Origin of the sequence: Streptomyces sp. CB01249 (assembly GCF_001905735.1) — a bacterium.
Classification (GTDB): domain Bacteria; phylum Actinomycetota; class Actinomycetes; order Streptomycetales; family Streptomycetaceae; genus Streptomyces.
The window spans coordinates 862,048-885,319 of record NZ_LISW01000002.1; the positions used below are offsets into that span (position 1 = coordinate 862,048).

General features: G+C 72.4%; 20 protein-coding genes. 12 read left to right on the top strand and 8 right to left on the bottom strand.

Annotation, left to right across the window (positions count from 1 at the left end; all coding sequences use genetic code 11):
• Positions 1 to 66: 66 nt before the first annotated feature.
• Positions 67 to 1,056 carry a 4-hydroxy-3-methylbut-2-enyl diphosphate reductase gene (locus AMK18_RS12410; RefSeq protein ID WP_198956985.1) on the top strand — a complete coding sequence of 330 codons (990 nt, stop codon included), beginning with the start codon at positions 67 to 69 and terminating at the stop codon, positions 1,054 to 1,056.
• Between the two features lie 61 nt (positions 1,057 to 1,117).
• Entirely contained in the window at positions 1,118 to 1,864 is a 747-nt protein-coding gene (ppgK, locus tag AMK18_RS12415) for a polyphosphate--glucose phosphotransferase (protein WP_018100906.1), read from the top strand.
• Between the two features lie 24 nt (positions 1,865 to 1,888).
• On the opposite strand, the gene AMK18_RS12420 is transcribed toward ppgK, so the two are convergent.
• Positions 1,889 to 2,422 (bottom strand): DUF6542 domain-containing protein, encoded by a 534-nt coding sequence (locus AMK18_RS12420; protein ID WP_026171230.1) that lies wholly within the window; start codon positions 2,420 to 2,422, stop codon positions 1,889 to 1,891.
• 244 nt (positions 2,423 to 2,666) lie between these two features.
• Between AMK18_RS12420 and AMK18_RS12425 the strand changes: the two genes are divergently transcribed.
• The 7 genes from AMK18_RS12425 to ychF all read left to right on the top strand — a co-directional run bounded on the left by AMK18_RS12425 (position 2,667) and on the right by ychF (position 11,391).
• Positions 2,667 to 3,551, top strand: a complete 885-nt coding sequence (locus tag AMK18_RS12425; protein WP_073862823.1) for a helix-turn-helix domain-containing protein — start codon at positions 2,667 to 2,669, stop codon at positions 3,549 to 3,551.
• A 180-nt stretch (positions 3,552 to 3,731) separates the two neighbouring features.
• Positions 3,732 to 4,595, top strand: a complete 864-nt coding sequence (locus AMK18_RS12430) for an ABC transporter ATP-binding protein (RefSeq protein ID WP_018100903.1) — start codon at positions 3,732 to 3,734, stop codon at positions 4,593 to 4,595.
• A gap of 77 nt (positions 4,596 to 4,672) precedes the next feature.
• Positions 4,673 to 5,737: an ABC transporter substrate-binding protein gene (locus AMK18_RS12435; RefSeq protein ID WP_018100902.1), complete on the top strand. Its 1,065-nt coding sequence runs from the start codon at positions 4,673 to 4,675 to the stop codon at positions 5,735 to 5,737.
• Positions 5,734 to 7,830 carry an iron ABC transporter permease gene (locus AMK18_RS12440; protein WP_073862824.1) on the top strand — a complete coding sequence of 699 codons (2,097 nt, stop codon included), beginning with the start codon at positions 5,734 to 5,736 and terminating at the stop codon, positions 7,828 to 7,830. The genes AMK18_RS12435 and AMK18_RS12440 overlap by 4 nt, the downstream gene beginning before the upstream one ends.
• A 19-nt stretch (positions 7,831 to 7,849) precedes the next feature.
• Positions 7,850 to 8,902, top strand: coding sequence for a peptidase C39 family protein (locus AMK18_RS12445; protein ID WP_073862825.1), 1,053 nt, complete (start codon positions 7,850 to 7,852; stop codon positions 8,900 to 8,902).
• 69 nt (positions 8,903 to 8,971) lie between these two features.
• Positions 8,972 to 10,183, top strand: a complete 1,212-nt coding sequence (locus tag AMK18_RS12450) for a GNAT family N-acetyltransferase (protein ID WP_073862827.1) — start codon at positions 8,972 to 8,974, stop codon at positions 10,181 to 10,183.
• A gap of 119 nt (positions 10,184 to 10,302) precedes the next feature.
• Complete coding sequence (ychF, locus tag AMK18_RS12455; RefSeq protein WP_073862829.1) at positions 10,303 to 11,391, top strand: redox-regulated ATPase YchF; 1,089 nt, start codon at positions 10,303 to 10,305, stop codon at positions 11,389 to 11,391.
• Between the two features lie 126 nt (positions 11,392 to 11,517).
• On the opposite strand, the gene AMK18_RS12460 is transcribed toward ychF, so the two are convergent.
• A complete protein-coding gene (locus AMK18_RS12460; RefSeq protein WP_073862830.1) occupies positions 11,518 to 11,781 on the bottom strand; it encodes a type II toxin-antitoxin system RelE family toxin in 264 nt (87 codons plus the stop codon).
• Positions 11,774 to 12,043: a type II toxin-antitoxin system Phd/YefM family antitoxin gene (locus tag AMK18_RS12465; protein WP_073862831.1), complete on the bottom strand. Its 270-nt coding sequence runs from the start codon at positions 12,041 to 12,043 to the stop codon at positions 11,774 to 11,776. Before AMK18_RS12465 ends, AMK18_RS12460 begins: the two co-directional genes overlap by 8 nt.
• A gap of 322 nt (positions 12,044 to 12,365) precedes the next feature.
• On the opposite strand from AMK18_RS12465, the gene AMK18_RS35205 reads away from it, so the two are divergent.
• Positions 12,366 to 14,024: a hypothetical protein gene (locus AMK18_RS35205; RefSeq protein WP_241836554.1), complete on the top strand. Its 1,659-nt coding sequence runs from the start codon at positions 12,366 to 12,368 to the stop codon at positions 14,022 to 14,024.
• Positions 14,024 to 14,416: a hypothetical protein gene (locus tag AMK18_RS12475; protein WP_241836569.1), complete on the top strand. Its 393-nt coding sequence runs from the start codon at positions 14,024 to 14,026 to the stop codon at positions 14,414 to 14,416. The genes AMK18_RS35205 and AMK18_RS12475 overlap by 1 nt, the downstream gene beginning before the upstream one ends.
• 33 nt (positions 14,417 to 14,449) lie before the next feature.
• On the opposite strand, the gene AMK18_RS12480 is transcribed toward AMK18_RS12475, so the two are convergent.
• Complete coding sequence (locus AMK18_RS12480; protein WP_073862834.1) at positions 14,450 to 15,094, bottom strand: hypothetical protein; 645 nt, start codon at positions 15,092 to 15,094, stop codon at positions 14,450 to 14,452.
• A gap of 39 nt (positions 15,095 to 15,133) precedes the next feature.
• Positions 15,134 to 15,718, bottom strand: a complete 585-nt coding sequence (locus AMK18_RS12485) for a TetR/AcrR family transcriptional regulator (protein WP_018100885.1) — start codon at positions 15,716 to 15,718, stop codon at positions 15,134 to 15,136.
• Between the two features lie 160 nt (positions 15,719 to 15,878).
• Between AMK18_RS12485 and AMK18_RS12490 the strand changes: the two genes are divergently transcribed.
• Entirely contained in the window at positions 15,879 to 16,694 is an 816-nt protein-coding gene (locus AMK18_RS12490) for an SDR family NAD(P)-dependent oxidoreductase (RefSeq protein WP_073862835.1), read from the top strand.
• A gap of 55 nt (positions 16,695 to 16,749) precedes the next feature.
• Here the strand turns inward: AMK18_RS12490 and AMK18_RS12495 are convergent, their stop codons facing one another.
• The 3 genes from AMK18_RS12495 to AMK18_RS12505 all read right to left on the bottom strand — a co-directional run bounded on the left by AMK18_RS12495 (position 16,750) and on the right by AMK18_RS12505 (position 22,950).
• Positions 16,750 to 17,463: a lytic polysaccharide monooxygenase gene (locus AMK18_RS12495; protein WP_018100883.1), complete on the bottom strand. Its 714-nt coding sequence runs from the start codon at positions 17,461 to 17,463 to the stop codon at positions 16,750 to 16,752.
• Between the two features lie 271 nt (positions 17,464 to 17,734).
• Positions 17,735 to 20,578: an AAA family ATPase gene (locus AMK18_RS12500; protein ID WP_073862837.1), complete on the bottom strand. Its 2,844-nt coding sequence runs from the start codon at positions 20,576 to 20,578 to the stop codon at positions 17,735 to 17,737.
• A gap of 185 nt (positions 20,579 to 20,763) precedes the next feature.
• Positions 20,764 to 22,950 carry a M4 family metallopeptidase gene (locus tag AMK18_RS12505; RefSeq protein WP_073862838.1) on the bottom strand — a complete coding sequence of 729 codons (2,187 nt, stop codon included), beginning with the start codon at positions 22,948 to 22,950 and terminating at the stop codon, positions 20,764 to 20,766.
• Positions 22,951 to 23,272: the final 322 nt, after the last annotated feature.

Here is a 23,272-nt window from a genome sequence, read left to right on the forward strand (position 1 = left end):
CATTGGTCGAGTCAAGATCAGTCTCCCGACCTGCTGCCCCCCGCGCCCGTCCGATACGGCCTTACGATGGGACGCATGACTGCTACGACCCCCCGACGCGTCCTCCTCGCCGCTCCCCGTGGCTACTGCGCGGGCGTGGACCGTGCCGTGATCGCCGTGGAGAAGGCCCTGGAGCAGTACGGCTCCCCGGTCTACGTGCGCCACGAGATCGTCCACAACAAGTACGTCGTACAGACCCTGGAGAAGAAGGGCGCGATCTTCGTCGAGGAGACGGCGGAGGTCCCCGAGGGCTCGATCGTCATGTTCTCCGCGCACGGCGTCGCCCCGACCGTGCACCAGGAGGCGGCCGAGCGGAAGCTCGCCACGATCGACGCGACCTGCCCGCTCGTCACCAAGGTCCACAAGGAGGCCGTCCGCTTCGCGCAGGACGACTTCGACATCCTCCTCATCGGCCACGAGGGCCACGAGGAGGTCATCGGCACCTCCGGCGAGGCCCCCGAGCACATCACCCTGGTCGACGGCCCCGAGGACGTCGAGAACGTCGAGGTGCGCGACCCGTCGAAGGTCGTCTGGCTCTCCCAGACCACCCTCTCCGTGGACGAGACGATGGAGACGGTCGGCGCGCTCAAGGAGAAGTTCCCGCTGCTGATCTCGCCGCCCAGCGACGACATCTGCTACGCCACGCAGAACCGCCAGATCGCCGTGAAGCAGATGGGCGCCGACGCGGACCTGGTGATCGTCGTCGGCTCGAAGAACTCCTCCAACTCGGTCCGCCTGGTCGAGGTCGCCCTCGGCGCGGGCGCCGGCGCCTCCCACCTGGTCGACGGTGCCGACGAGATCGACGAGGCGTGGCTGGACGGCGTCTCCACCGTCGGCGTCACCTCCGGCGCCTCCGTGCCCGAGGTACTGGTCGACGGCGTGCTGGCGTGGCTGGCCGAGCGCGGTTTCGAGGACGTCGAGATCGTGAAGGCCGCCGAGGAGTCGATCGTCTTCTCGCTGCCGAAGGAGCTGCGCCGCGACCTGCGCGCGGAGGCGGCGGCCCTGAAGGGCGAGTAGCCCGGTCCTTCGGGAGCCGTTCCGGGAGTGGGCGCGCGCCGGTGCCCGTACCGTGGATCACATGGAGATCTTCGGCGTGGACATCGGCGGATCCGGGATCAAGGGCGCTCCCGTGGACCTGGACCGCGGAGACCTGGCGCGGGAGCGCCACAAAGTACTGACACCGCACCCGGCGACGCCCAAGGACGTCGCCGGGTGCGTGGCCGAGGTCGTCGGCCACTTCGACTGGAAGGGCCCGGTGGGGGTCACCTTCCCGGGCGTCGTCACGGACGGCCTCACCCGCACCGCGGCCAACGTCGACAAGGGCTGGATCGACCAGGACGCCCGTCACCTGCTCGGCGAGAAGCTGGGCCTCCCGGTCACCGTGCTCAACGACGCGGACGCGGCGGGCATCGCCGAGATGACGTTCGGCGCGGGCCGGGGCCGCAAGGGCACCGTGATCATGCTGACCTTCGGTACGGGGATCGGCAGCGCGCTCTTCATCGACGGCAGGCTCGTCCCCAACACGGAGCTCGGCCACCTGGAGCTCAACGGCCACGACGCGGAGAAGCACGCCTCCACGAAGGCCAAGGAGGACGAGGACCTGGGCTGGCACCACTGGGCCCGCCGGGTCCAGAAGTACCTGGCCCATGTGGAGATGCTGTTCTCGCCGGAACTGTTCATCATCGGCGGCGGGATCAGCCGCAAGGCCGACAAGTTCCTGCCGCTGATCGAGCACGTACGGGCGGAGATGGTCCCGGCGGAGCTCCAGAACAACGCGGGGATCGTGGGCGCGGCGATGGCCGCGAAGGCAGCCGCGTCGGACTGACGGCCCGGCGCGAGGAGGGCGGGCTCAGCGCTGCGAGGGGCGGCGGGGTGCCCGCCCCGCCGCGCGGCCCGCGGGTGCCGGCGACGCGGTGGCGGCGGCCGGCCGGGCGGTGTGCGCGGCCTGCATCAGCCGCCGCTGCCGGGCCCGCATCAGCCGCACCTTGCGTACGGAGGCGATGAGGCCCGCGACGAGGGTGCCGCCGTACAGCCACCCGGCGTGCACGGCGAGCGCGGTGACGACGGCCATGGTCCGGCCGCCGAGCCCTCCGCCGCCACCGGCGATGGGGGCGATGCCGAGCGCGAAGGCGATGGGCACGCTGATGGGCGCGGTCACCAGGTCCGCCGGCCGCACCCAGAGCGCGGTGAGCGCGCTGACCGGCAGGAACAGCACGCCGAACACGACCGGCGACTCGTCGAACAGCAGCCAGTCCAGGCACCCGATCAGGAACATCGCGGCGGCCGCGAAGAGCCCTGCGCCGATCCCGGTGAGCCGGGGATTGGGCAGCCGGCGCAGAACGCCCGCGGCGGGCGGTACCGGCCGCCCGGCGGGCGCGCTCATCACCCGGTAACCGAGAGCCCCCGCGCCGTCGGCCTTCCTGGCCCCCTTGGCCGCCCCGAGCGGGGACAACGGGGCCTGCCTGCGCTGCGGGGGACGTGTCCTGTGCTGCTCCACCGGGACAACGTAGGTCGCCGGGAGGCCGGAATCAGGTGCGGGACACGCCCTTTGGCCGACCTTGGCGATGAGTTCGATGCCACACGGCGCAACGGGAACCGGTGGGGACCCGCCGCTTAGACTCGCTCGTATGGTCCGGTCGTCCCGTGGTGAGGTGAGCCCGGGGCTGTGGCGCCGCGAGGCGGGCACGGTCGTACGCCGGGCCGGGGCGCTTCCCGAGCGGGCGACGGACTTCGGCGCCGTCGTCGCCGAGTTCCGGATCGTCCCCGCCCCCACCGAGTGGGCCCAGCACGCGCACCGGCTGCACGAACTCGTCTGGGTGCGCGGCGGGACCCTGACGTCCCGGGTGGGCGACCGGGTCTTCACCGTGTTCGAGGGGCACGGGCTCTGGATGCCCGCCGGGGTGGTGCACGCGGGCCGGGCGACGGAGGGCGCGCGCTTCCACAGCGCCTTCTTCGCCCCCGACCGCACGCCCTTCGCCTTCGGGGAGCCGAAGGCGATCGCGATGACCCCGCTGCTCGTCTCGCTGCTGACTCACCTGTCGCGCACGGACCTCGCCGAGGCCGCCCGGCTGCGGGCGGAGGCCGTCGTCTTCGACGTGATCGAGCCCTCGGAGCACGAACTGGCGCTGCGGCTGCCCGGCGACCCCCGGATCGACGCGATCGCCGAAGCCCTGCTGGACGACCCCGCCGACGGCCGCTCGCTGGAGGAGTGGGCGCGCCTGCGGGGGACCAGCGACCGCACGATCACCCGCGCGTTCCGGCAGTCGACCGGGCTCTCCTTCGCGCAGTGGCGGCAGATGCTGCGGGTGCACCGCGCGCTGATGCTCCTGTCCGACGGCTTCGATGTGATGTCCGTCTCCGAACGCCTCGGCTACGCGCAGCCCAGCTCCTTCATCGCCGCGTTCCGGCGCGTCATGGGGACCACGCCCGGCGCGTTCTCCGGGGCGGTCACGGCCTCCGGGGATGTCCGGAATCCCGTATCGGGTGGCGAGAACGCCGGATTGTCTGCCTGACAAGCGGAATATAGTCTTCTTCGAGTTAGGTAACCCTTAGTTGTTGCTCGCCGTGCGCGGTGCTGCCCGCGTACGTCCGTATGCGGTGCTGCCCGCGTACGGGAGAGCGTGCGGCCCGGCCCGTGAAGGCCGGGCGGGGGGTGCCCCACACCGCGCCCCTCCGATCACCCGGACCTCCTCATGTTCACAAGCCCCTTCCGCCGTGCCGGAAGACTCCCGGACGGCCCCGCCGCACCGGCGTCCGCGCTCCACGGGCGCGACCTGGTGCTGCGCTACGGCGGCGAGCCGGTCGTCCACGGCGTCTCGGTCACCCTGGAGCCCGGCCGCGTAACCGCCCTCGTGGGGCCGAACGGCAGCGGCAAGTCCACGCTGCTGCGCGCGCTGTCCCGGCTGCACCCGGTGGACGGCGGCAAGGTCACCCTCGGCGCCCCCGACGGAGCGGCCGAGCGCGACGCGGCGCTGCTCAGCCCGCGCGGCTTCGCCCGCGAGGTCACCCTGTTCTCCCAGTCGCGGCCCGCGCCCCAGGGGCTGACGGTCGCCGAGGTCGTGGCCTTCGGGCGCCACCCCTACCGGCGCGGCTTCGCCGGACCCACCCCCGAGGACGGCGCCGCCGTCGACCGCGCCATGGGCGTCACCGGCGTCCGGGACATGGCGGACCGGCAGGTCGGGGAGCTCTCCGGCGGCGAGATGCAGCGCGTCTGGCTCGCGGCCTGCCTCGCCCAGGACACCGGCGTCGTGCTGCTGGACGAACCGACCAACCACCTGGACCTGCGCTACCAGTTCGAGACGCTCGACCTGGTCCGGGACCTCGTGGAGCGGCACGGCCTCGCCGTCGGCATCGTGCTCCACGACCTCGACCAGGCGTCCCGGATCGCCGACACGCTCGTCCTCATGCACGCCGGGCGTATCCACGCGGCGGGCGCCCCGGCCGACGTGCTCACCGCCGAGAACATCGGCCTGGTCTACGACATCCGCGTCGACGTCGCCCTCGACCCGCGTACGGGCCGACTGCGCATCGACCCCCTCGGGCGCCACCTCACCTGACGAGGCCCCACCCCCTTCCGGAGCAGCCGTGCGGCGCTCCGACGCAACGTTCGAAAATTTGAGAAAGAGGACCCTCCATGAACCGCGCCAGCCGCCTCACGGCCGCAGCCACCACCGGGCTCGCCCTGTTCGCCCTCGCGTCCTGCGGTACGACGAACGCCGACGACGTCACGGCCAAGAGCAGCGCCAAGGCCGCCCCCGCGTCGAAGAGCTGCGCCGACGACACCACGACCACGTCGACGAAGCCGGTCTCCCTCACGGACGGCGTCGGCCGGCAGGTGAAGCTCGACAAGCCCGCCAAGCGCATCGCGGTCCTGGAGTGGCAGCAGGTCGAGGACGCCCTGACGCTGTGCGTCACCCCCGCGGCCGTCTCCGACGCGAAGGGCTACAGCACCTGGGTCAGCGCGGAGAAGCTGCCCGGCGGGGTGACCGACATCGGCACCCGCGAGGAGCCCGACCTCGACACCCTGTACGCGGCCAAGCCCGATCTCATCGTCGTGGAGGCGTTCGACGCCAAGGACGAGATGATCAAGAAGCTGGAGAAGCGCGGCGTCCCCGTGCTCGCCACGCGCGGCGCCAACCCGAAGGACCCGATCGGCAACATGCGCCAGGTCTTCAGCATGATCGGCGAGGCCACCGGCCGCACCGAGCGCGCCGACCAGGTGCTCAAGGAGTTCGACGCCCACCTGGCGAAGGCCAAGCAGCAGGTCACCGACGCCGACCTGCCGACGAAGGACTTCGTGTTCTTCGACGGCTGGCTGGAGGGCAACAACCTCACCGTCCGCCCCTACAGCGACGGCGCCCTCTTCACCGAGCTGGGCAAGGAGCTCGGCCTGAAGCCCGCGTGGACCAGCAGCGTCAACAAGGAGCACGGCGACGGAGGCGTCGACCCCGCCTACGGCCTCGCGCAGACCGACGTCGAGGGCCTCGTCGCGGTGGGCGACGCCAACCTCTTCTACGCCAACGACGAGGGCGCCGGCGGCTACGTCGCCGCGCTTCAGAAGAACCCGATCTGGAAGAAGCTCCCGGCCGTCAAGGAAGGCCGCGCCCACGCCTTCCCGGCCCGGGTCTGGGGCGCCGGCGGCCCCCGCTCCAACGAGCAGGCGATCGACGCCTACGTCGACGTACTCGACAAGAAGTGAGCGCCGTACCCACCGAGGGAGCGCCCACGCGTCCGCTCAAGGAACGCGGCGGCGCTCCCGCCGGGGCGGCCGTCCTGGCCGTCCTCCTCGCCGCGACCGTCCTGGTGGGCCTGTGGCACCTGACCCAGGGCACCTCCGGCGTCGGCGTCGGCGACCTCGTGCGCCACCTCGCCGGGGCGGAGGACAGCGCCGACGGCGCCCCGGTCGGCGAAATCCTCACCGGCTCCCGGCTGCCGCGCCTCTTCGCGGGCGTCGCGGTCGGCTTCGCGCTGGGCTGCGCCGGCACCCTGCTCCAGTCCGTCACGCACAACGCGCTGGCCTCGCCCGACACCCTCGCGGTCTCGGCCGGGTCCTACTTCGCCGTCTCGCTGGTCGCCGCCTTCGGCCTCTCCGTACCGCTGTGGGCCTCGGGCGTCGTCGCCTTCGCCGGCGGACTGGTCGCGGCGGCGCTCGTCCTGCTCCTCGCGGGCCGGGCGGCGGGCACCTCGGGCACCCGCCTCATCCTCGCCGGATCGGCGCTGGCGATGGCCCTGGACTCCGCGACCGGGATGCTCCTCATCCTGTTCAAGCAGAACACCACCGGCCTCTACGCCTGGGGCAGCGGCTCGCTCTCGCAGCTCGACATCGACGCGTCGCTGCGCGCCATCCCCCTCGTCGTCCTCGTGCTCTGCGCCGCCCTCGCCCTCTCCCGGCGCCTCGACGTGATGAACCTGGGCGACGACACCGCGGCCACCCTCGGCGTCCCGATCCGGAGCACCCGGGTGTTCGCCGTGGTCTGCGCGGTCCTCCTGACCAGCACCTCGGTCACCCTCGCGGGCCCGATGGCGTTCGTCGGCCTCGGCGCCCCCGTCCTCGCCCGCCTGATCGCGGGCCGGGTCCGCGGGCTGCGCCGCCACCTGCTCCTGATCCCCGCGGCCGGCCTGCTCGGCGCGCTGCTCATCCTGCTCGCGGACGCCGTCCTGCGCGCGGTGCAGGGGGCGGACGGGGCGGCCTCCATCCCCACCGGGGTGCCGACCGCGCTGCTCGGCTCCGTCGTGATCGTGGTCCTCGCGCTGCGGCTGCGCGACACGGGCCGGATCCAGCAGCCGCCACGGGCCCGGGTCGCCGCCCGGTCCCGGCGCGCCTACCTCCTCGTCGTCACCGGCGCGGCGGTCCTGCTGGCCGTGGCCGCCCTCGTCGGCACCCTGGCCGGGAGCCTCTGGCTGAAGACCGGGGACATCGCCCTCTGGATCCAGGGCACCGCCCCCGACCTGATCGGCGCCGCCCTGGACGACCGGGTGCCCCGGGTCACCGCCGCGATCCTCGCCGGCATGGCGCTCGGACTCGCCGGATGCGTGGTGCAGGGCACCGTACGCAACCCGCTCGCGGAGCCGGGGATCCTCGGCATCACGGCGGGCGCCGGTCTCGGCGCCGCGGGCGTCGTCACCTCGGGGCTCGGCGGCGGACAGACGGTGCTCGTCGCGGTCGCCGTCGCGGCCGGGCTCGCCACCTTCGCGGTGATCGCCCTGCTGGCCTGGCGCGGGGGCTTCCTGCCCGACCGGTTCGTCCTGATCGGCATCGGGGTGGGGTACGGCCTCAGCGCCGTGACCACGTTCCTGCTGCTGCGCGCCGACCCGTACAACACGCCCCGCATCTTCACCTGGCTCTCCGGCACGACCTACGGCCGTACGTTCTCCGACACCGTCCCGGTCGCGGTGGCGCTGGCCCTCGCCCTTCCCGTACTGCTGGTCATGCGCGAACGGCTCGACCTGCTCGCCGTCGACGAGGACACCCCGCGCATCGTCGGCGTCAGGGTGGAGCGCACCCGCTTCGCGGCCCTGGCGATCGCCGCCGTGCTCGCCGCGCTCAGCGTGATCGCCATCGGGGTCGTCGGCTTCGTGGGGCTCGTCGCCCCGCACCTCGCCCGTTCCCTGGTGGGCGCCCGGCAGGCCCGGACGATCCCGGTCGCGATGCTGCTCGGCGGGGTGCTGGTGTGCGTGGCGGACGCGCTCGGGCGCACCGTCGCGGCCCCCTCCCAGGTGCCGGCGGGGCTGATGATCGCGCTGGTGGGCGCGCCGTACTTCGTGTGGGTGCTGAAGCAGTCCCGCGCGTGATTTTCTCTGGAGCATTCGAATGACGTTCTCCCTGCAAGAAGGGCCCGTGCCCTACGAGCCCGGCATCGCGCCCGCCCCGCTCGTCCCCCCGGAGGTGGCGGAGCGCTGGGACGCGGTCGACCGCTCCGCGCACGCCCCGCACCTCGTGGCCGTGCGCGGTGACGGCGAGGAGTGGGCGGGCGCCGCGGTCGTGACCGCCCGCCCCGGTACGGCGTATCTGAAGATCGTGGACGCCGTCGGTGACGTACCGGCCGTCATCGAGGCCGTCGCCGCGCACGCGCGCGAGCGGGGGCTCGTCCAGCTGAAGTGGGAGGGGTGGACGGTCACGCCCTCGGAGGCCGCCGCCGCGGGCTTCGCCGCTCTGGAGCCGCCGCTCTCGCAGTCGGAGGGCGCGAACGGGCCGGACACCGGTTACGTCCGCTGGCTCAACGACGACGCGGTGACCGCGCCTCCGTACTACGGGCAGACCACCCACTTCAGCTGCGGCGCCGTCACCGCCCTCGTCGCGCAGGTGCACGCGGGCGTCCTGCCCCGGGAGGCGCTGGACCGCCGGGCGGAACTGACGCTGTGGCGGGACGCGACCAACTTCATGGCCTGCGAGCCTGTCGGCCTGGGCGTCGCCCTGCGTCGCGCGCGGCCGTCGTACGGGGTGACGGTCCACCTCGATACGGACCGGCCGGTCATGCTCGACCACCTCGGCCCGGGCGACCAGGAGTGGCGCGCGCTGCTCCAGCGGGTGTCCCGTACGGAGGCCGAAAGCGTCGGCGTCCCGGTCGACGCGGACCACCTTCCGCTGAGCGCGGTCCGGGACGCGATCGGCCGGCAGGACCACGTACTCCTGCTGCTCTCGCTCGCCGCGATGCAGGGGTTCGAGGTGCCGCACTGGGTCCTCTGCCACGGCGTCGTGCCCGGTGCCGTGGTGATCGACGACCCGTGGGCCAACGGGGCGACCGGGGACACCTGGGTCGACGCCCACCTGCTGCCGGTGCCGGACGCTTCGCTGGACGCGATGTCGAGGATGGCGCCGGGGGGCTTCCGCGGGGCCGTGACCCTGCGCTCCGCCCCCCAGTAATCCGGTGCACCGGGCGCGGAGCCGCCCGTACGCTGGGCCCCTTTCCGAACCCGAGGAGAAACGCCAGTGATGGAGATCCGCCCCACGACCGACGAGGACTTCGAGGTCTTCGTCGCCACCGTCCACACGGCCTTCGGGCAGTTCCCGGAGGCCCCGGTCGCGGACGGCGGACGCTGGTGGTCGGCGCTGGAGATGGAGCGCGGCCTGCTCGCCGTGGCACCGGACGGAAAGCCCGTGGGCACCGCCGCCGCGTACTCCTTCGAGCTCACGTTGCCCGGCGGAAAGCCCGTTCCGGCCGCCGGAGTGACCGCCGTAGGCGTCGTGCCCTCGCACCGGCGGCGCGGCGTGCTCAGCGCGATGATGCGCCACCAGCTCGCCGAGGTGCGGGAGCGGGGCGAGTTCCTGTCGGTGCTGCTGGCCTCGGAGGCGCGGATCTACGGCCGGTTCGGGTACGGCCCCGCGACGTCGACGGCCCGGCTGACGGTGCCCCGGCACCGGGCGGAGCCCGCGGCGCGGAGGGGCGGCGCGGCCGAGGACGGCACCGGCTCCGTGGAGGTCCTGCCGCGTGCCGACTGCGGGGAGATCCTCGAAGCGGTCTACGACCGGTACCGCCGCGCGCAGCCCGGCGCGCTGTCCCGGCCGCACCGCTGGTGGGAGCTGGGCGCGGGCCAGCCGCCGGTCTCCCGGGCCCCTCGCTACGTGGCCGTGCACCGGGACGCGGACGGCACGCCGGACGGGTACGCCAGCTACTCGACCGAGTCCGGCACCCTGACGGTGGACGAGACCATCGCCGTGGACGACGCGGCCTTCACCGCCCTCGCCCGGTACGCCCTCGGGCACGACCTGGTCTCCCAGGTCGTGTTCCGCCACGTCCCGCCGGAGCACCCGCTGCGCTGGCAGCTCGCGGACATCCGGGCCGGTGAGGTCGGCGGCCACACCGACTGGCTCTGGGTGCGCCTCCTCGACGTACCGCGTGCGCTGACGGCGCGCGGCTGGTTCACGGACGGGGAGCTGGTGCTGGACGTGGCCGATCCGTTCCTGGGCGAGCACGGCCGCTACCTGCTGACCGTCCGCGACGGCAGGGCGGAGTGCGTGGCGACGGACCGGCGGCCGGACCTGTCGCTGGACGTACGGGACCTGGGCTCGGTCTACCTCGGCGGCACCCGCCCGAGCACGCTCGTACGGGCCGGACACATCCGGGCGCACGACCCGGCCGCCGCCGCCCGCGCGGACGCGCTGTTCGCGAGCGACCTGTCCCCGCACTGCCTGCACTGGTTCTGACCGAGGAGATCTCCTCGGCCCCGTCCCTGTACCGTGATAGGCGCACGTGGACGATGGCGCGCCTGGGCCGCCGTCGCGGCCGACCCCACCCTTCTTGATCCTGAGCGGACGTTTGTGGCATGAGTACTAGTATCGGAATCGTCGGACTGCCGAATGTCGGCAAGTCGACCCTGTTCAACGCCCTGACCAAGAACGACGTGCTGGCGGCCAACTACCCGTTCGCCACGATCGAGCCGAACGTCGGCGTGGTCGGCGTCCCGGACCACCGCCTGGACGCCCTGGCGAAGATCTTCGGCTCGCAGAAGATCCTCCCGGCGACGGTGGACTTCGTGGACATCGCAGGGATCGTACGGGGCGCGAGCGAGGGCGAGGGCCTGGGCAACAAGTTCCTCGCGAACATCCGCGAGTCGGACGCGATCTGCCAGGTCATCCGCGCGTTCAAGGACGAGAACGTCGTCCACGTCGACGGCAAGGTCTCGCCCAAGGACGACATCGAGACGATCAACACCGAGCTGATCCTCGCGGACCTCCAGTCGGTCGAGAAGGCGATCCCGCGCCTCCAGAAGGAGTCCCGCCTCCAGAAGGAGAAGGTCGCGGTCCTCGCGGCGGTCGAGGAGGCGCAGAAGATCCTCGAAGCCGGCGACACCCTCTTCCACGCGGGCATCACCGCCGCCACGGAGAAGGGCCGCCTCCTCCACGAGCTCCACCTCCTCACCACCAAGCCCTTCATCTACGTGTTCAACGTGGACGAGGACGAGCTGGTGGACGAGGACTTCAAGAACGAACAGCGCGCCCTGGTCGCTCCCGCCGAGGCGATCTTCCTGAACGCCAAGATCGAGTCCGAGCTGATCGAGCTGGACGACGACGAGGCCCTGGAACTCCTCCAGTCCATGGGCCAGGAAGAACCCGGCCTCGCCACCCTCGGCCGCGTCGGCTTCGACACCCTGGGCCTCCAGACGTACCTCACGGCAGGCCCCAAGGAAACCCGCGCCTGGACCATCAAGAAGGGCGCCACGGCCCCCGAGGCGGCCGGTGTCATCCACACCGACTTCCAGAAGGGCTTCATCAAGGCGGAGATCATCTCCTTCGAGGACCTGACCGAAACCGGCTCAGTAGCCGAAGCCCGCGCAGCGGGCAAGGCCCGCATGGAGGGCAAGGAGTACGTGATGCAGGACGGGGACGTGGTGGAGTTCAGGTTCAACGTGTGAGCGGATGACACGTCGCCGCGTGGCTGACGTGGCAAGCGTGCCGTTCACAAGGGGTCGACTCCGTGGGAGTCGGCCCCTTCGCTCGTACCGGGGGCTGTGCCGTAGGTACAGGGGATTCAGCGGAGCTCAGGTGTCGTACACGGTGGAGCGATGCCCGATATGGACGACCCACACCACGACCTCTCCGTTGTCGATTGTGTACACGACTCGGTAGTCGCCGACTCGCAGGCGGCGACGGTCCGGCCGTGACACGAGCGCGGTGGTGTTGAAGCCCAGGGGATTGCTCTCCAGCTCGGTCAGTTTGGCCAGGATGCGTAGGGCCATGCCGCGCGGGATCGTTCGGAGTTCGGCCTGGGCCTCGGGGCGGAAGACGGTTCGGTACTTACTCACCGCGTTCCAGCGTCTCCCTCATGACGTCCTCGATCGGGGTGCCGGGTGCGGAGTTGCTCATACGCTCGTCGATGATCCGGTTGATCTCGCGCTCTTCCCACTCCTGGTACTTGCGCAGCACCTCGATGGAGACGACGGCAGCGACCTGCTTGCCCCGTCGGGTGATCACGGTGGGTACGTCGTCCCGGTCGGCACGCTCCACGACCTCGGCCAAGTGCGCGCGTACCGTGCGGATGGACTCTATGGGTTGCGGCTGCGTCATGCGATCAAGCGTACCGAGTGTGCCATGTGTACACCACTGTTTCGATCGATCAGACCTAGGGGTTGGATTCGGACAATCCGCACGGGTGTGAAGATGTGCGAGCAATGTCGCGTTTGTGGTCTGGTCGTCGCTGCCGGGCGCGGCGATGATGCCCGCCGTACCGAACAACGGGGGCGGAGTCATGGGGCGGGAACGGGAGCTGCGTGCCCAGCGGCATGAGGGCTTGGCGGCGGGAGGGCTTCCGGGGATTCCCAGCCAGAATCGGAGGGCGCCGGATGATGCCGGGGAGCACGGCGGCGAGGTAAACCCCACGGCGTCCGTGGTGACCAAGCTGTTGTGTCAGAGCATGTATGCGCGCCCTGACCGCTTGAAGCCGATCAAGGCGTGGTGGCGCAAGCTTCTTGGCAGGGGTGACAAGCCCGAGAAGCCGCGCCGGAGTGCCCGACGGCGTATTTACCTTGAGGGCAGCGACGACTGTCCGCCTCTGGGCGAGCAGATGGCGCAGTGGGTCGTGGATCATGTCGTGCACGGGCCTCCGTGGCCGGTCCCGTCCTACGGGTTCGACCTTGGGCCGGTGGTGGCGCACGGACTTCGTGTCCGGCGGCGGCGCTGGGCACGGCGCGCGGCGCTTCTCCTCGTGTTCGTGGCCGTCGCGGGTGTCGCTCCTTGGGCTTCTGCGGTCTGGGGCGCCGCCGTCCTTCTGGCGCTTTTCCTGCGCTGGGCGGCGGCTAGGGCGGAGCGGAAGCCGAGGGCGGCGGGTCGTTCTTCCCGGCCCGGCCTGGCGTACATGGTGCTCTGCGTGCCGTGGCTGCTGGCTGTCGTTCCTTACAAATGGCCTATTGACGGCCAAGTCGTCGGCATACGGCTCGAATTGGCTCTCGCGCCGTTTGTGCTGCTCATCGGCGGGGCCGTTGTGTTTGCCGCAGACCGGCTCGTGGCCCGCGCCTCGCTGGGCCGGGTCGTCGGCGGCGAGATTGCCTCCGGGCGACTGCCGTGGATGGCCCCGAAGGGCAAGCGGCGGTTCGCTCGGCTGAAGGAGGGGCAGGGGCTCACAGAGCTGCCGTACGACGTACCGGAGCGTTTCGTCGGTGCCGGGCGCTACGTCTGGGGCATCGCGGACATGAATGTTCCGTTGAAGCCCAAGGATGCGAAGGGGGCAGTTGATCCGTTCGAGGATCGCGAGCTGCTGGCCCGCATGCGTGAGGCGTTGGAGGACCTGGGGCGAGGTCCGCAGGAGATCACCGAACCGCTGCCGGGCTTCACGGCCTCCGAGGTGGTCGGTCTTCCTTCGGATTTGTGGCTGCTGCGCACGCGAAATGCGAAGGCGGGGGAGCCGAAACTTCGTGGCCGTGGTCGGCTGTCGCCGTCGAGTGTGCCTGACCGCCTGTATATGCGCGCCCAGTGCGTGACCTGGGACGGCGAGGTCGTGGTCACCGTGTTCGTTCACGCGGCCCTGGAGGCCGGGGAACTCCATTTGACGGTCCGGCCGCACGTCGTGACACCGGTGTACAACGAGCTGCGCGGGACGGACGCGCCGCTGGCGCTCCGGCACTTCCGGCTCCTTCGCTGGCTCACCGTGCAGTCCTTGTTGGACGCGGTGGTGGGTCCGTTGGCTGCCTGGCGGTTCTCGGCCCGCCTCGGACGGGGGCTGGCGAAGCACCAGGAAGAGGGCGGCGACGGCCGGGGCGAGGAGAAGGACCCCGTCAGTGTCCGTGACCGCTACTCCATCGAGGAAGTCACGGACATGCACCAGAGCGACGACGCCAAGAGGCACGTCGTCCTCATGCAGACCTGTGTCTTCCGGACTGTGGCCGAGTATCTCGAAGAGCTGGGCGTCGATACCGCCCCCTACGAACAGCAGGTGGCTGCCGTGATCACCAACATCCAGGTGTACGGCGACAACCACGCACCCATCCAGAACGTCGCCGGCAGCAACATCAGCGGCGTGAGCCAGGGCAGCCCACCCCAAGGAGGCAAGTGATGATCGGCCGTCGACGCCCCGACCCGGACAGGGAACCCAGCTCGGCCATCCACATCGGCGGCGACAGCGTCGCCCCGATTCAGAACGTCGTCGGACGGGACATCTCCGGTGTACACCAGTCGGCGTCGGTCCGGAACACCGCGGGCCCCGAGGACGTACGCGACCTGCTCACCGCGTTCCGCGCCGAACTGGATCGGAATCAGCAGGACTTGGCCACCGCGCCCGTCCTGCGGGGCGTGACGGAGACGATCGACGCCCAGCTTGCCGCGTCACCGCCCGACGAGGGTGTGCTGATGCAGCTGGCACGGACGTTGCCCGCACTGGTTGTCGGGACTGCGGTTCAGGAGGGCGGGCAGGCGCTGGCCGATGCCATCACGGGATGGATCGGCTGACTCGTCAGCAAGGAGACACCATGAGGTCCGTGGTCACTCGGCGGTCTCGCGGAGCGGGACGGCGGCCGGGTTGAGGGCCTTTGTCACCGCCGGAGTGAGGGGGAGGCCCGCCAGGACGTGGCGGATGGCTTCCAGGGGGACGGGGCGTTCGTAGTAGTCCGCGAAGTACGCCTGGACGGTCTCGGGGGAGCGGTCCGTGAGGAGGTCGAAGAGGAAGCCGGAGCCGTCCGGGTCCGCGTTGTCCGGCGGGAAGTCGATGGATGTGCCGGTGTGCCAGAGAGTGTCACCGGTCTCCTGCCACAGGCACGCGGTGACGCGTGGGACGTCGATGTCCTCGTCGCAAAAGGCCGGGTTGTGCAGGATCGGGCTCAGTGAGGCCGGTACCTCGTCTATGAGGCCCGGCCAGACCTCCTCGTTCACGTACGGGCTCATCGCCGACTCGTGGTCGAAGCCCCGGATGAGCACGCCGGCCGGGGTGAAGTGCACGGAGAAGTCGTCGCCCGAGCCGTTGTTCATCAGGGCCACTTCCTCGCCGGGGTCCCACGCCGTATCGAAGGTGTAGCAGACGAACAGCGGGTCGTCGCCGATCGTGGCATCCAGGGTCGCCAGTGCCTTCAAGTGGACGCGCAGTTCCTCGGGGGCGGGGAGGAGGGCTGCGGTTTCGCGTGCGGTGCTCATGGCGTCATGAAAGCAGTGGGCACTGACAACCGGGATGCCTCAGCCCCGTCCCCCCGCCCCCCGCAGGAACGTCTCCACCACCCGCGCCGCCAGTGCGTCCGGGTCCGTGACCGGGTCGTTCGGGTTGCCGTGCAGCGTTTCGCCGAGGAGGGCGTAGTAGACGCGTTGGAGCCAGGGGAGGTCGGACGAGGGGGCGATGAGGTGGTCCTCGCGGGCGCGGGCCAGGACTGCGAGGCAGTGTTCGGTCATCGTTTCGTGGAGGGCGGCCGCCTCCGTGCCGGGGGTGGCGGGGAGGCTGAGGGCGAAGGTCCAGGCGCCCTTGACCTCCAGGACGTTGGCCGTGATGCGGTGCAGGGCCACCAGGGGCGGGGCGGTGGTGGGGCGGCCGTCGTCCACCGCCTGGGCGAGCTGGCGGGCCGCCGACAGGGCCAGGGCGTCGATCAGTGCCTGGCGGTGTGCGAAGCGGCGGTGGATCGTCGTGCGGGAGACGCCCGCCTCGGCCGCGATCTGTTCCATCGAGGCGCCCGGGTCCTTGGACAGCAGGCGTTCCGCCGCCTCCAGGATCAGGCGCACGCTGCGCTCCGCGTCCGCCCGCAGCGGCCGTGCCGTTGTCTCGCCGGCCATCGTCCACTCCTCGTCCACTTTGCTGCCCGAACCCCTGAAACGTAACACCGGTGCGCCATCTTTTGAGTATGTGGGACATTGGTGTTGCAGATAGGGAGGGAATGGGTACTCTCTTGTTGCAGATGTTCGGTCCGTTCGCGCCTCACTCAGGAGACCTCCCATGCCTGCAACCGCTCTCGTCACCGGTGCCTCCTCCGGGCTCGGCGCGGAATTCGCCGCCCAGCTCGCCGCCCGTGGGCACGACCTGGTCCTGGTCGCGCGTTCCGAGGGCCGGCTCACCGCCCTCGCCGCGCGGCTGGAGGCCGAGCACGGTGTACGCGCCCACGTCCTCGTCCAGGACCTCGCCGAGCCCGGCGCCGCCCGCGCGGTCGCCGAACGGCTCGACGAGCGCGGGCTGAGCATCGGCATGCTCGTCAACAACGCGGGGTTCGGGACCTGCGGGCGCTTCGAGGGCATCGACGCGGGGCGCGACCACGACCAGCTGATGGTCAATGTCGTCGCGCTCGTCGGCCTCACCCACGCCCTGCTCCCCGGCATGCTGGAACGCGGCACCGGCGCCGTCGTCAACGTCGCCTCCACCGCGGCCTTCCAGCCCGCCCCGTACTTCGCGGTCTACAGCTCGGCCAAGGCGTTCGTGCTGAACTTCGGGCTGTCGCTGCGTCAGGAGTGCCGCGGGCGCGGCGTGCGCGTGCTCACCCTGTGCCCCGGGCCCGTCGACACCCCGTTCTTCGAGGCCATCGGGACCCGTGAGGCGGCCGTCAACGGGTCGATGAGCACGCCGGAGCCGGTCGTGCGCGCCGCGCTGGCCGCCCTCGACCGCGACCGCGCCTATGTCACCCCGGGGTTCGGCAACGCCCTGTCCGCGCACCTGCTGCCGCGCCGGCCGCGCACCCTGGTCGCCGCGATCGCCGAGCGCGTCACCCGCAAGGTCCTCACCGCCGGGGCCAGCGAGCGGGCCGCGTCGTACGCGGCATGAGCCCGGTCCCGTACGTACCTCTCCGCGGGGCCGGAGCCCCGCGGAGAGACGTGCGTCAGCAGGTGCCGAGGTCCTCCCAGACGCCCCACTCGCCGGTCGTGCCGGGCTGGTCGCCCTGGACCCACCACTTGGCGCGCCAGGTGTGCCCGTTGTACGAGACCGTGTCGCCGCCGTTGTACACGCGGCCGGCCTCCCACGCCGAGGCGGCGCAGTCGCCCGGGTCGCCGCCGTCACCGTCGCCGGGGGTGCCGCCCCCGCCGATCTGGAGGTCGATGCAGGCGTAGAACGCGTTGGCGGTGTCCGCGATGTTCCAGACGGCCAGCACCTTCTGGCGGCCGGAGTAGCTGCCGAAGTTCACGTGGTGGGTCTTGGTGGCGCCGGGCTGGGCGCCGTTGTCGTTGAACTCCGCGATCTTCGAGCCGCCGATGTAGTACTGCCAGGTGCTCGTGGCGTGGCGGGCCGTCAGGGTCCAGGAGAAGTCGGCGGAGCTGCCGACCGGGGTGGCCTTCCAGCCCTTGCTGTCGTTGTCCAGCTCGGCGAACTGCGCGTTTCCTCCGCTACAGCTCATCAGGCCCTTGGGGCCCTCGACGCTCTGCGGCTCGTACTTGATCTGGCCGCAGTCGACGGTGCCCGCGGCGCACTGGGCCTGGCGGCTCGGCGGCGAGGAGACGTAACCGTGCGCGCTGGCCGTGGTGGCCGGCAGGACCACCGCGAGCAGGGGGGCGACTCCCGCACCGAGCACGAGGGCCAGTTTTCGCTTCGCGTTCATGCCAACTCCTTCGCTGGGGACTGCCGCGGGGTGACGGCAGCGGTCGGACATGCCCGCACCGGGCAGCGGCCTCGTCAGGGGGGTGCCGGCGCGGTGGGGGCAGGGGTACGGCCGGTGGCGAGGGGGGAGCCGCCCGCAGCCCCCGCGCACGCCGGTGGACGCCCGGGGGCGACCACGGCTCACCTTAGGTCTAGACCATACTCATGGGCGTGTACTCGTCAATAGGGCCTGTACGTCAAGAGGGCTTGTACGCAAGGATCTTGACGGAGCATCATGGCGCGGGCCGGGTCATCACGATCCGTGCGATCTCCACCCGGGACCGCGCCCCCAGCTTCCGGTAGGACCGGGTGAGCGCCGCCTCCACGGTCTTCACGCTGAGCGTCAGGCCCGCCGCGATCTCCCGGTTGGTCGCCCCCTGGGCCACCCGCGTCACCACACTGCGCTCCGTCGAGCTCAGCCGCTCCGGCCACGCCCGGTCGTCCACCTGGAACAGCGGCGCCTCCTCGGCCCGGTCCCGCTCCGCCCGGACCCCCGCGACCCAGGCCCGCGCCCCCGCCGCCGTGAACACGCGCAGCGCCTGCGTGAACGCGGCATGCGCGGCGCCCTCGTCGCCCAGGCGGCGGCGCACCCGGCCCAGCGCCACCCGGGTCCGCGCCTCCTCCAGGACGTACCCGGCGGCCCGCAGCCGCGCCGCCGCCTCCTCGTAACCCACCGCCGCCGCCCCCAGCCCGCCCCGCGCCTCGCACACCGCCGCGGCCGCCCGGTCCAGGGCCGCCAGGACACCGGCGCGGCCGAGCCGGGCCGCCTGGGCGCGCGCCCGGTCGATCACCGACTCCGCCTCGTCCACCGCCCCGGAGCGCGCCAGGGCCTCCGCGAGGTCGGCGTGCCAGCGGCGGGTCGCCGGGTCGCCCTGACCCTGGGCGCTCTCCAGCTCCGCCGTCCGGCGCAGCAGCGCGGCCGCCCGCCCGGACTCGCCGCCGAACAGCCGGATCCGGCCCTCCGCGTGCAGCGCTCTCGGCAGGAAGAGCCGGTCGTCGTCGTCCTCGCTGTGCCGCCTCGCCGCCTCCGCCGCCGCCAGGGCCTGGCTCAGGCTGCCGCCCGCGGTCTCGGCCAGCGCCACCGCGTACCAGGCGGGCCCCTGGCTCAGCCCCGCCCGCTCCGTGATCCGCAGGCTCTGCCTGGCCATCGACAGCGCCTGGCGGCAGCGCCCGCGCTGGATCTCCAGCTGGGCGAGACCGATCAGGCACTGGCTCAGGCAGTCCGCCGACCCCCGCTGCCGCAGCGTGTACACGAGCGTCCGCAGCTCCGCCCGCGCCTCGTCCAGCTGGTCGTGCGCCAGGTGGAAGCGGTGCTTGAGGTAGATCGGCCCGTTGTGGTGGCTCATCGCGTACGCGTCGTGCGGCGCGGCCAGCGCGGCGGCGAGCGTCGACTCCGCCTCCGGGCGCCCGAGGAACAGCTCCAGGGACGCCTGCTGGGTCAGCGCCAGCACCTCGGTGCGCCGGTCGCCCGCCCGCGCGGCGAGCCCCGCGGCGCGCGCGGCGTGATCGCGGGCCCGCCCGGCCGAGCCGCCCACCATCCACGCGTGCCAGCTCATCCGGTAGTGCAGCGGCGCCAGCAGCCCGGGGTCGTCGCCCGCGTCCCGTACCGCCTCCGGGAACACGTCCGCGATCTCCGACATCGCCTGGCCCGAGGCGTCCACGACCACCGTCCAGGCGCGCACCCGGTCGGCGGGCCGGACCGCGTCGCCCAGCACCTCGTACGCCAGCTCCCGGGCGAAGTCCAGGTCGCCCGCGTCCAACGCGTCCTCGGCCGCGGTCAGGCGGCGGGCCGTGCCGGTGTGCGCGGAGTCCGCCGGGGTGTGGCGCGCCGCGAGCCGCCCGAGCCGGGCCGCCGTGCCCGGTGCGCCCCGGCGCCTGGCCGCCGACGCCGCCTCCACCAGCCGGTCCGCGACCGCCGGGTCGGTCCCCGCCGTCAGCCGGGCCAGGTGGTGGGCCCGCTCCACCGGGTCGTCGGCCGCCTCGGCCAGCGCGCGGTGCGCGTCCAGCCGCAGCGCGTACGGGGCCCGCGCCTCCAGCACCATCGGCGTGAGCGGGTCGGCGAACCGCAGCGCGCCCCGGTCCGGCGGGGCCAGCAGCCCGTGCCGTACGCAGGTGTCGACGTCCGCCGCGGCCTGCCGGCAGCCCGCCCGGCGCAGCAGCTCCACCGTCGGGCGGACCGCCGCGCTCGCGGTGAGCAGCAGCTGCCGGGCCCGCGCCGGGAGGGCCTCCACCCGGTCCAGCACGGGACGGCTCAGCGATTCCGGCACCGGCAGCGGCTCCCAGGCGTCGGGGAGCGGCGCCCCGGCGGCGGCCGACTCGTGCAGCCCGGCGGCGAGTTCGAGGGCGGTACGGGGATTGCCGGACGCGGCCTCGTGGAGGCGGGCGGCGAGCTGCCGGGGCCAGGCGGGTCCGCCGTGCAGACCGTGCGCGTCGAGCACGTCCGCGATCCCGCGCACCGTCAGGGGCGGCAGCGGCAGCGTCCGTACCGGCTGCGGGCACAGCTCGCGCGCGGCCGGGGCGTCCGGGCCGGTGTGCGGCGCGGTGCGCAGGGTGGCGAGCACCGCGTGGTGCGGGCCCGAGCGGCGGGCCAGGAACAGCAGGACCCGGGCCGTCGGCTCGTCCAGCCACTGCACGTCGTCCACGACCAGTAGCAGCGGGGCATCCGAGGCGAGCGCGGCGAGCACCTTGCGTACGGCGACCCGCAGGACCAGCGCGTCCCGGCCGCCCGTGGGGTCGGTACCGGCGGGCGGCGTCCCGCGCAGCAGGGCGCCGTCGAGCACGGCCCGCTCATGGGCGGCCAGCGGGGCCAGGGCCTCGTCACCGGCCGGGCCCAGCAGGTCGATCAGCCCGAGGAACGGGCTGTCCCGGTCGGCCGGGGACGGGGAGCAGCGCAGGACCCGGTGACCGCGTGCCGCGAGGCCATCCGTGATCCGTGCCGCCGCCGTGCTCCTGCCGATGCCCGCCGGGCCGGTGAGGAGGACGGAGCCGCCACCCTCCAGGTGGGCACGGGCGGCCTCGCGCAGCGCGGCACGGGTGGAGCTGGGGGCGGCGGAACGGTCGTGTCCGGTGCGGGTCATCGGGGCCCCTTCGCGCGCAGCCTTGTACCCTCGCCGCCCGTGCGACGGGGCCCGCCCATGACCAGGCCCGAATGTAGGACCGGCCGGGGGCGGGGTCAACGGGGCGTCGGTTCACGTGCGTCGACCGGTCACGGCGCGTGCGGCGCGCGCCGTGACCGGTGATCCCCCGTCAGGCGGTCAGGGGCTCAGCACGCGCCCCCGTCCGTCCACACCGCCCAGGAGCCCGGGGCACCCGGCTCCGCACCGGTGGAGTACCACTGCGAGGTGTAGGTGTGGCCGTTGTACGCGACCCGGTCGCCCGGGGCGTACGGGGTGGTGGCGCTCCAGGCCGGGAGGTCGCCGCAGCCGCCGGGCGGGTTGCCGTCGTCGTTGACGGTCCAGGTGAAGGCGGCGGTGCCGGTGGCGCCCGCGGTGTTCTTCGCGGTGACGGTCACCGACGAGGTGCCCGCGGTGGTCGGGGTGCCGGTGATGCGGCCGGTCGAGGCGTTGACCGACAGTCCGGCGGGCAGGCCGCTCGCGCTGTAGGTGAGCGTCGAGCCGCCCGGGTCGCTCGCCTGGATCTGGAGCGAGACGGCGGTGCCCACGGCGGTCGTCTGGTTGCCGGGATTGGTCACCGAGGGCGAGCCGGGCTGGCTGCCGCAGGTGCCGGGGACCGGGTCGGCGCCGGTGACACTGACCGCCGCCCAGGCGGCCTCGATGGTGTTGTACTCGGTGCAGTGCGCGCCGTAGAGGTCGGCCGCCGCCTTCAGCGAGTCGATGCGCGCCTGGTGGTAGTTCTCGCGGCTGTTGGCGTACGTGGCCAGCGCCTTGAACCAGATCTTCCCGGCCTTGTCGTTGCCGATGCCGGTGACCGTGGAGTTGTTGCAGGTCGGGCTGTTCCCGTAGCCGTGGTTGCCGCTGCCGACGGCGGCGAGGAAGAACCAGTGGTTGAGCGGGCCCATCGAGTAGTGCGGGTCCAGGCCGCCGTTGTTGCTGTTCCAGCAGTCGGGCGAGGAGCCGTCCAGCGAGGGCTGGTTCATCCAGCGCAGCGGCTGGTTGTTGCCGCTGATGTTGATCAGTTCGCCCATGGTGTAGTCGGGCTTGTCCACGGGGTTGTCGGCGTAGAACTCCACCAGCGTGCCGAAGATGTCGCTGGTGCCCTCGTTCATGCCGCCGGTCTCACCGGTCTCGTCCCAGCCGGTGAGCGCGCCGCTCACGCCGTGCGCCATCTCGTGCCCGGCGACGTCGAGTTCGACCAGCGGGCGCTGGTTGCCCTGGCCGTCCCCGTACGTCATCTGGCTGCCGTCCCAGAAGGCGTTCACGTACGCGTTGCCGTAGTGGGTCCGCGAGGGCACGCCCCGGCCGTCGCCGAAGATGCCGCTGCGGCCGTGGGCCGTCTTGAAGTAGTCGTACGTCATGGCCGCCCCGTAGTGCGCGTCCGCGCCGGCCGACGCCGGGTCGCTGGGGGAGCCGTTGCCGAAGGTGCCGGTGGAGCTGGTGAACAGCGAACCGGTGCCGTTGGTGGCGTGGTTGAGGTTGGTCGTGTAGCCGTTGCCGTGCGAGGGGTCCTGGAGGCTGTACCCGCTGCCGGACTGGGTGGCGTCCAGCGACACCTGGCCGCTGTAGATCGAACGGCCGGTGACCGCGGTGGCGGCGGCGGACGGCGCGGGTGCGGCGGAGTCGGTGGCGGTGGCTCCGCTGGTACGGGCCTGAGCCGCCCGGCCCGCCGGTGCGAAGGTGCTCACCTCGTCCCGGGTGCGCAGGACCTTGCCGGAGTGCGCGTCCACCAGGACGTGCAGCCGACTGGGCGTCTGGTCCGCGCGGACCCCGCTGACCACGGTCTCCCAGACCAGGGCGGACGCGGTGCCGTCCAGCTGCACGGCGAGGTGGGGCGTCGAGACCGTGTCGGCCGAGCCGTCGAACGCCTTCTCCGACAGCTTCGCGGCGCGCGACGCGGCGAGCCAGGGGGTGGTGGACAGCGCGGGCGCGGCCTCGGCGGCGCTGGTCAGCGACTCGTAGCTGCCGTCGCTCTTCAGGTGGACGACGACATCGCCGCCGTACGCCGGCAGGCCCTTGTACGTGCGGTCGAAGCGCACGGACGCGGAGCCGTCGCGGTCGACGACCAGATTCCGGACCGTGAAGGCGTCCGATCCACTGCGGTGCGCGACGCGCCCGTGCGCCGCCAGGGCCTTCTTCGCGTCGGCCTCGGCATCGCGCCGGACGGCGGCCGTGGGATTCGTCGTGTACGGGGCCGGGGCGAAGGCATGCGGACCGGCGGTGGGGGAGGGGGCGGGCGGCGCCGGGGCGGCCGACGCGACGGGAAGGGCGAGGGCGGAGGCACACGCACAGGCCAGAGTGGCCGTCAGAAGCCTCGTGGCTCTTCGTATGTACATAGGAACGGGGGTGTCCTTTCACCTCGTACAGGCGGAATCCGGCCACCGTCCCGTGGGGTGGTGAGGGCGGTGCCGACGCACGAGTGTGGGGAGCCGTCCGGCGGGGCTGCCAGGCACCCGGCGAATGCCGAGGGGTTTCCCTATGCGGGCCCCGGGCCTCCCGATTGGACTGGACCAAATATGGGCAACGCTCTTGTCAGCGTGGCCGGATGTGTGCAGGATTCTTCACGCGATCTCCCGATGTGTCAGGAAACCTGCACATACGGGGAGTTGGGCGGATCGCGGCGAGTTCCCCATCACTGGACCCACCCACTGGACCCAA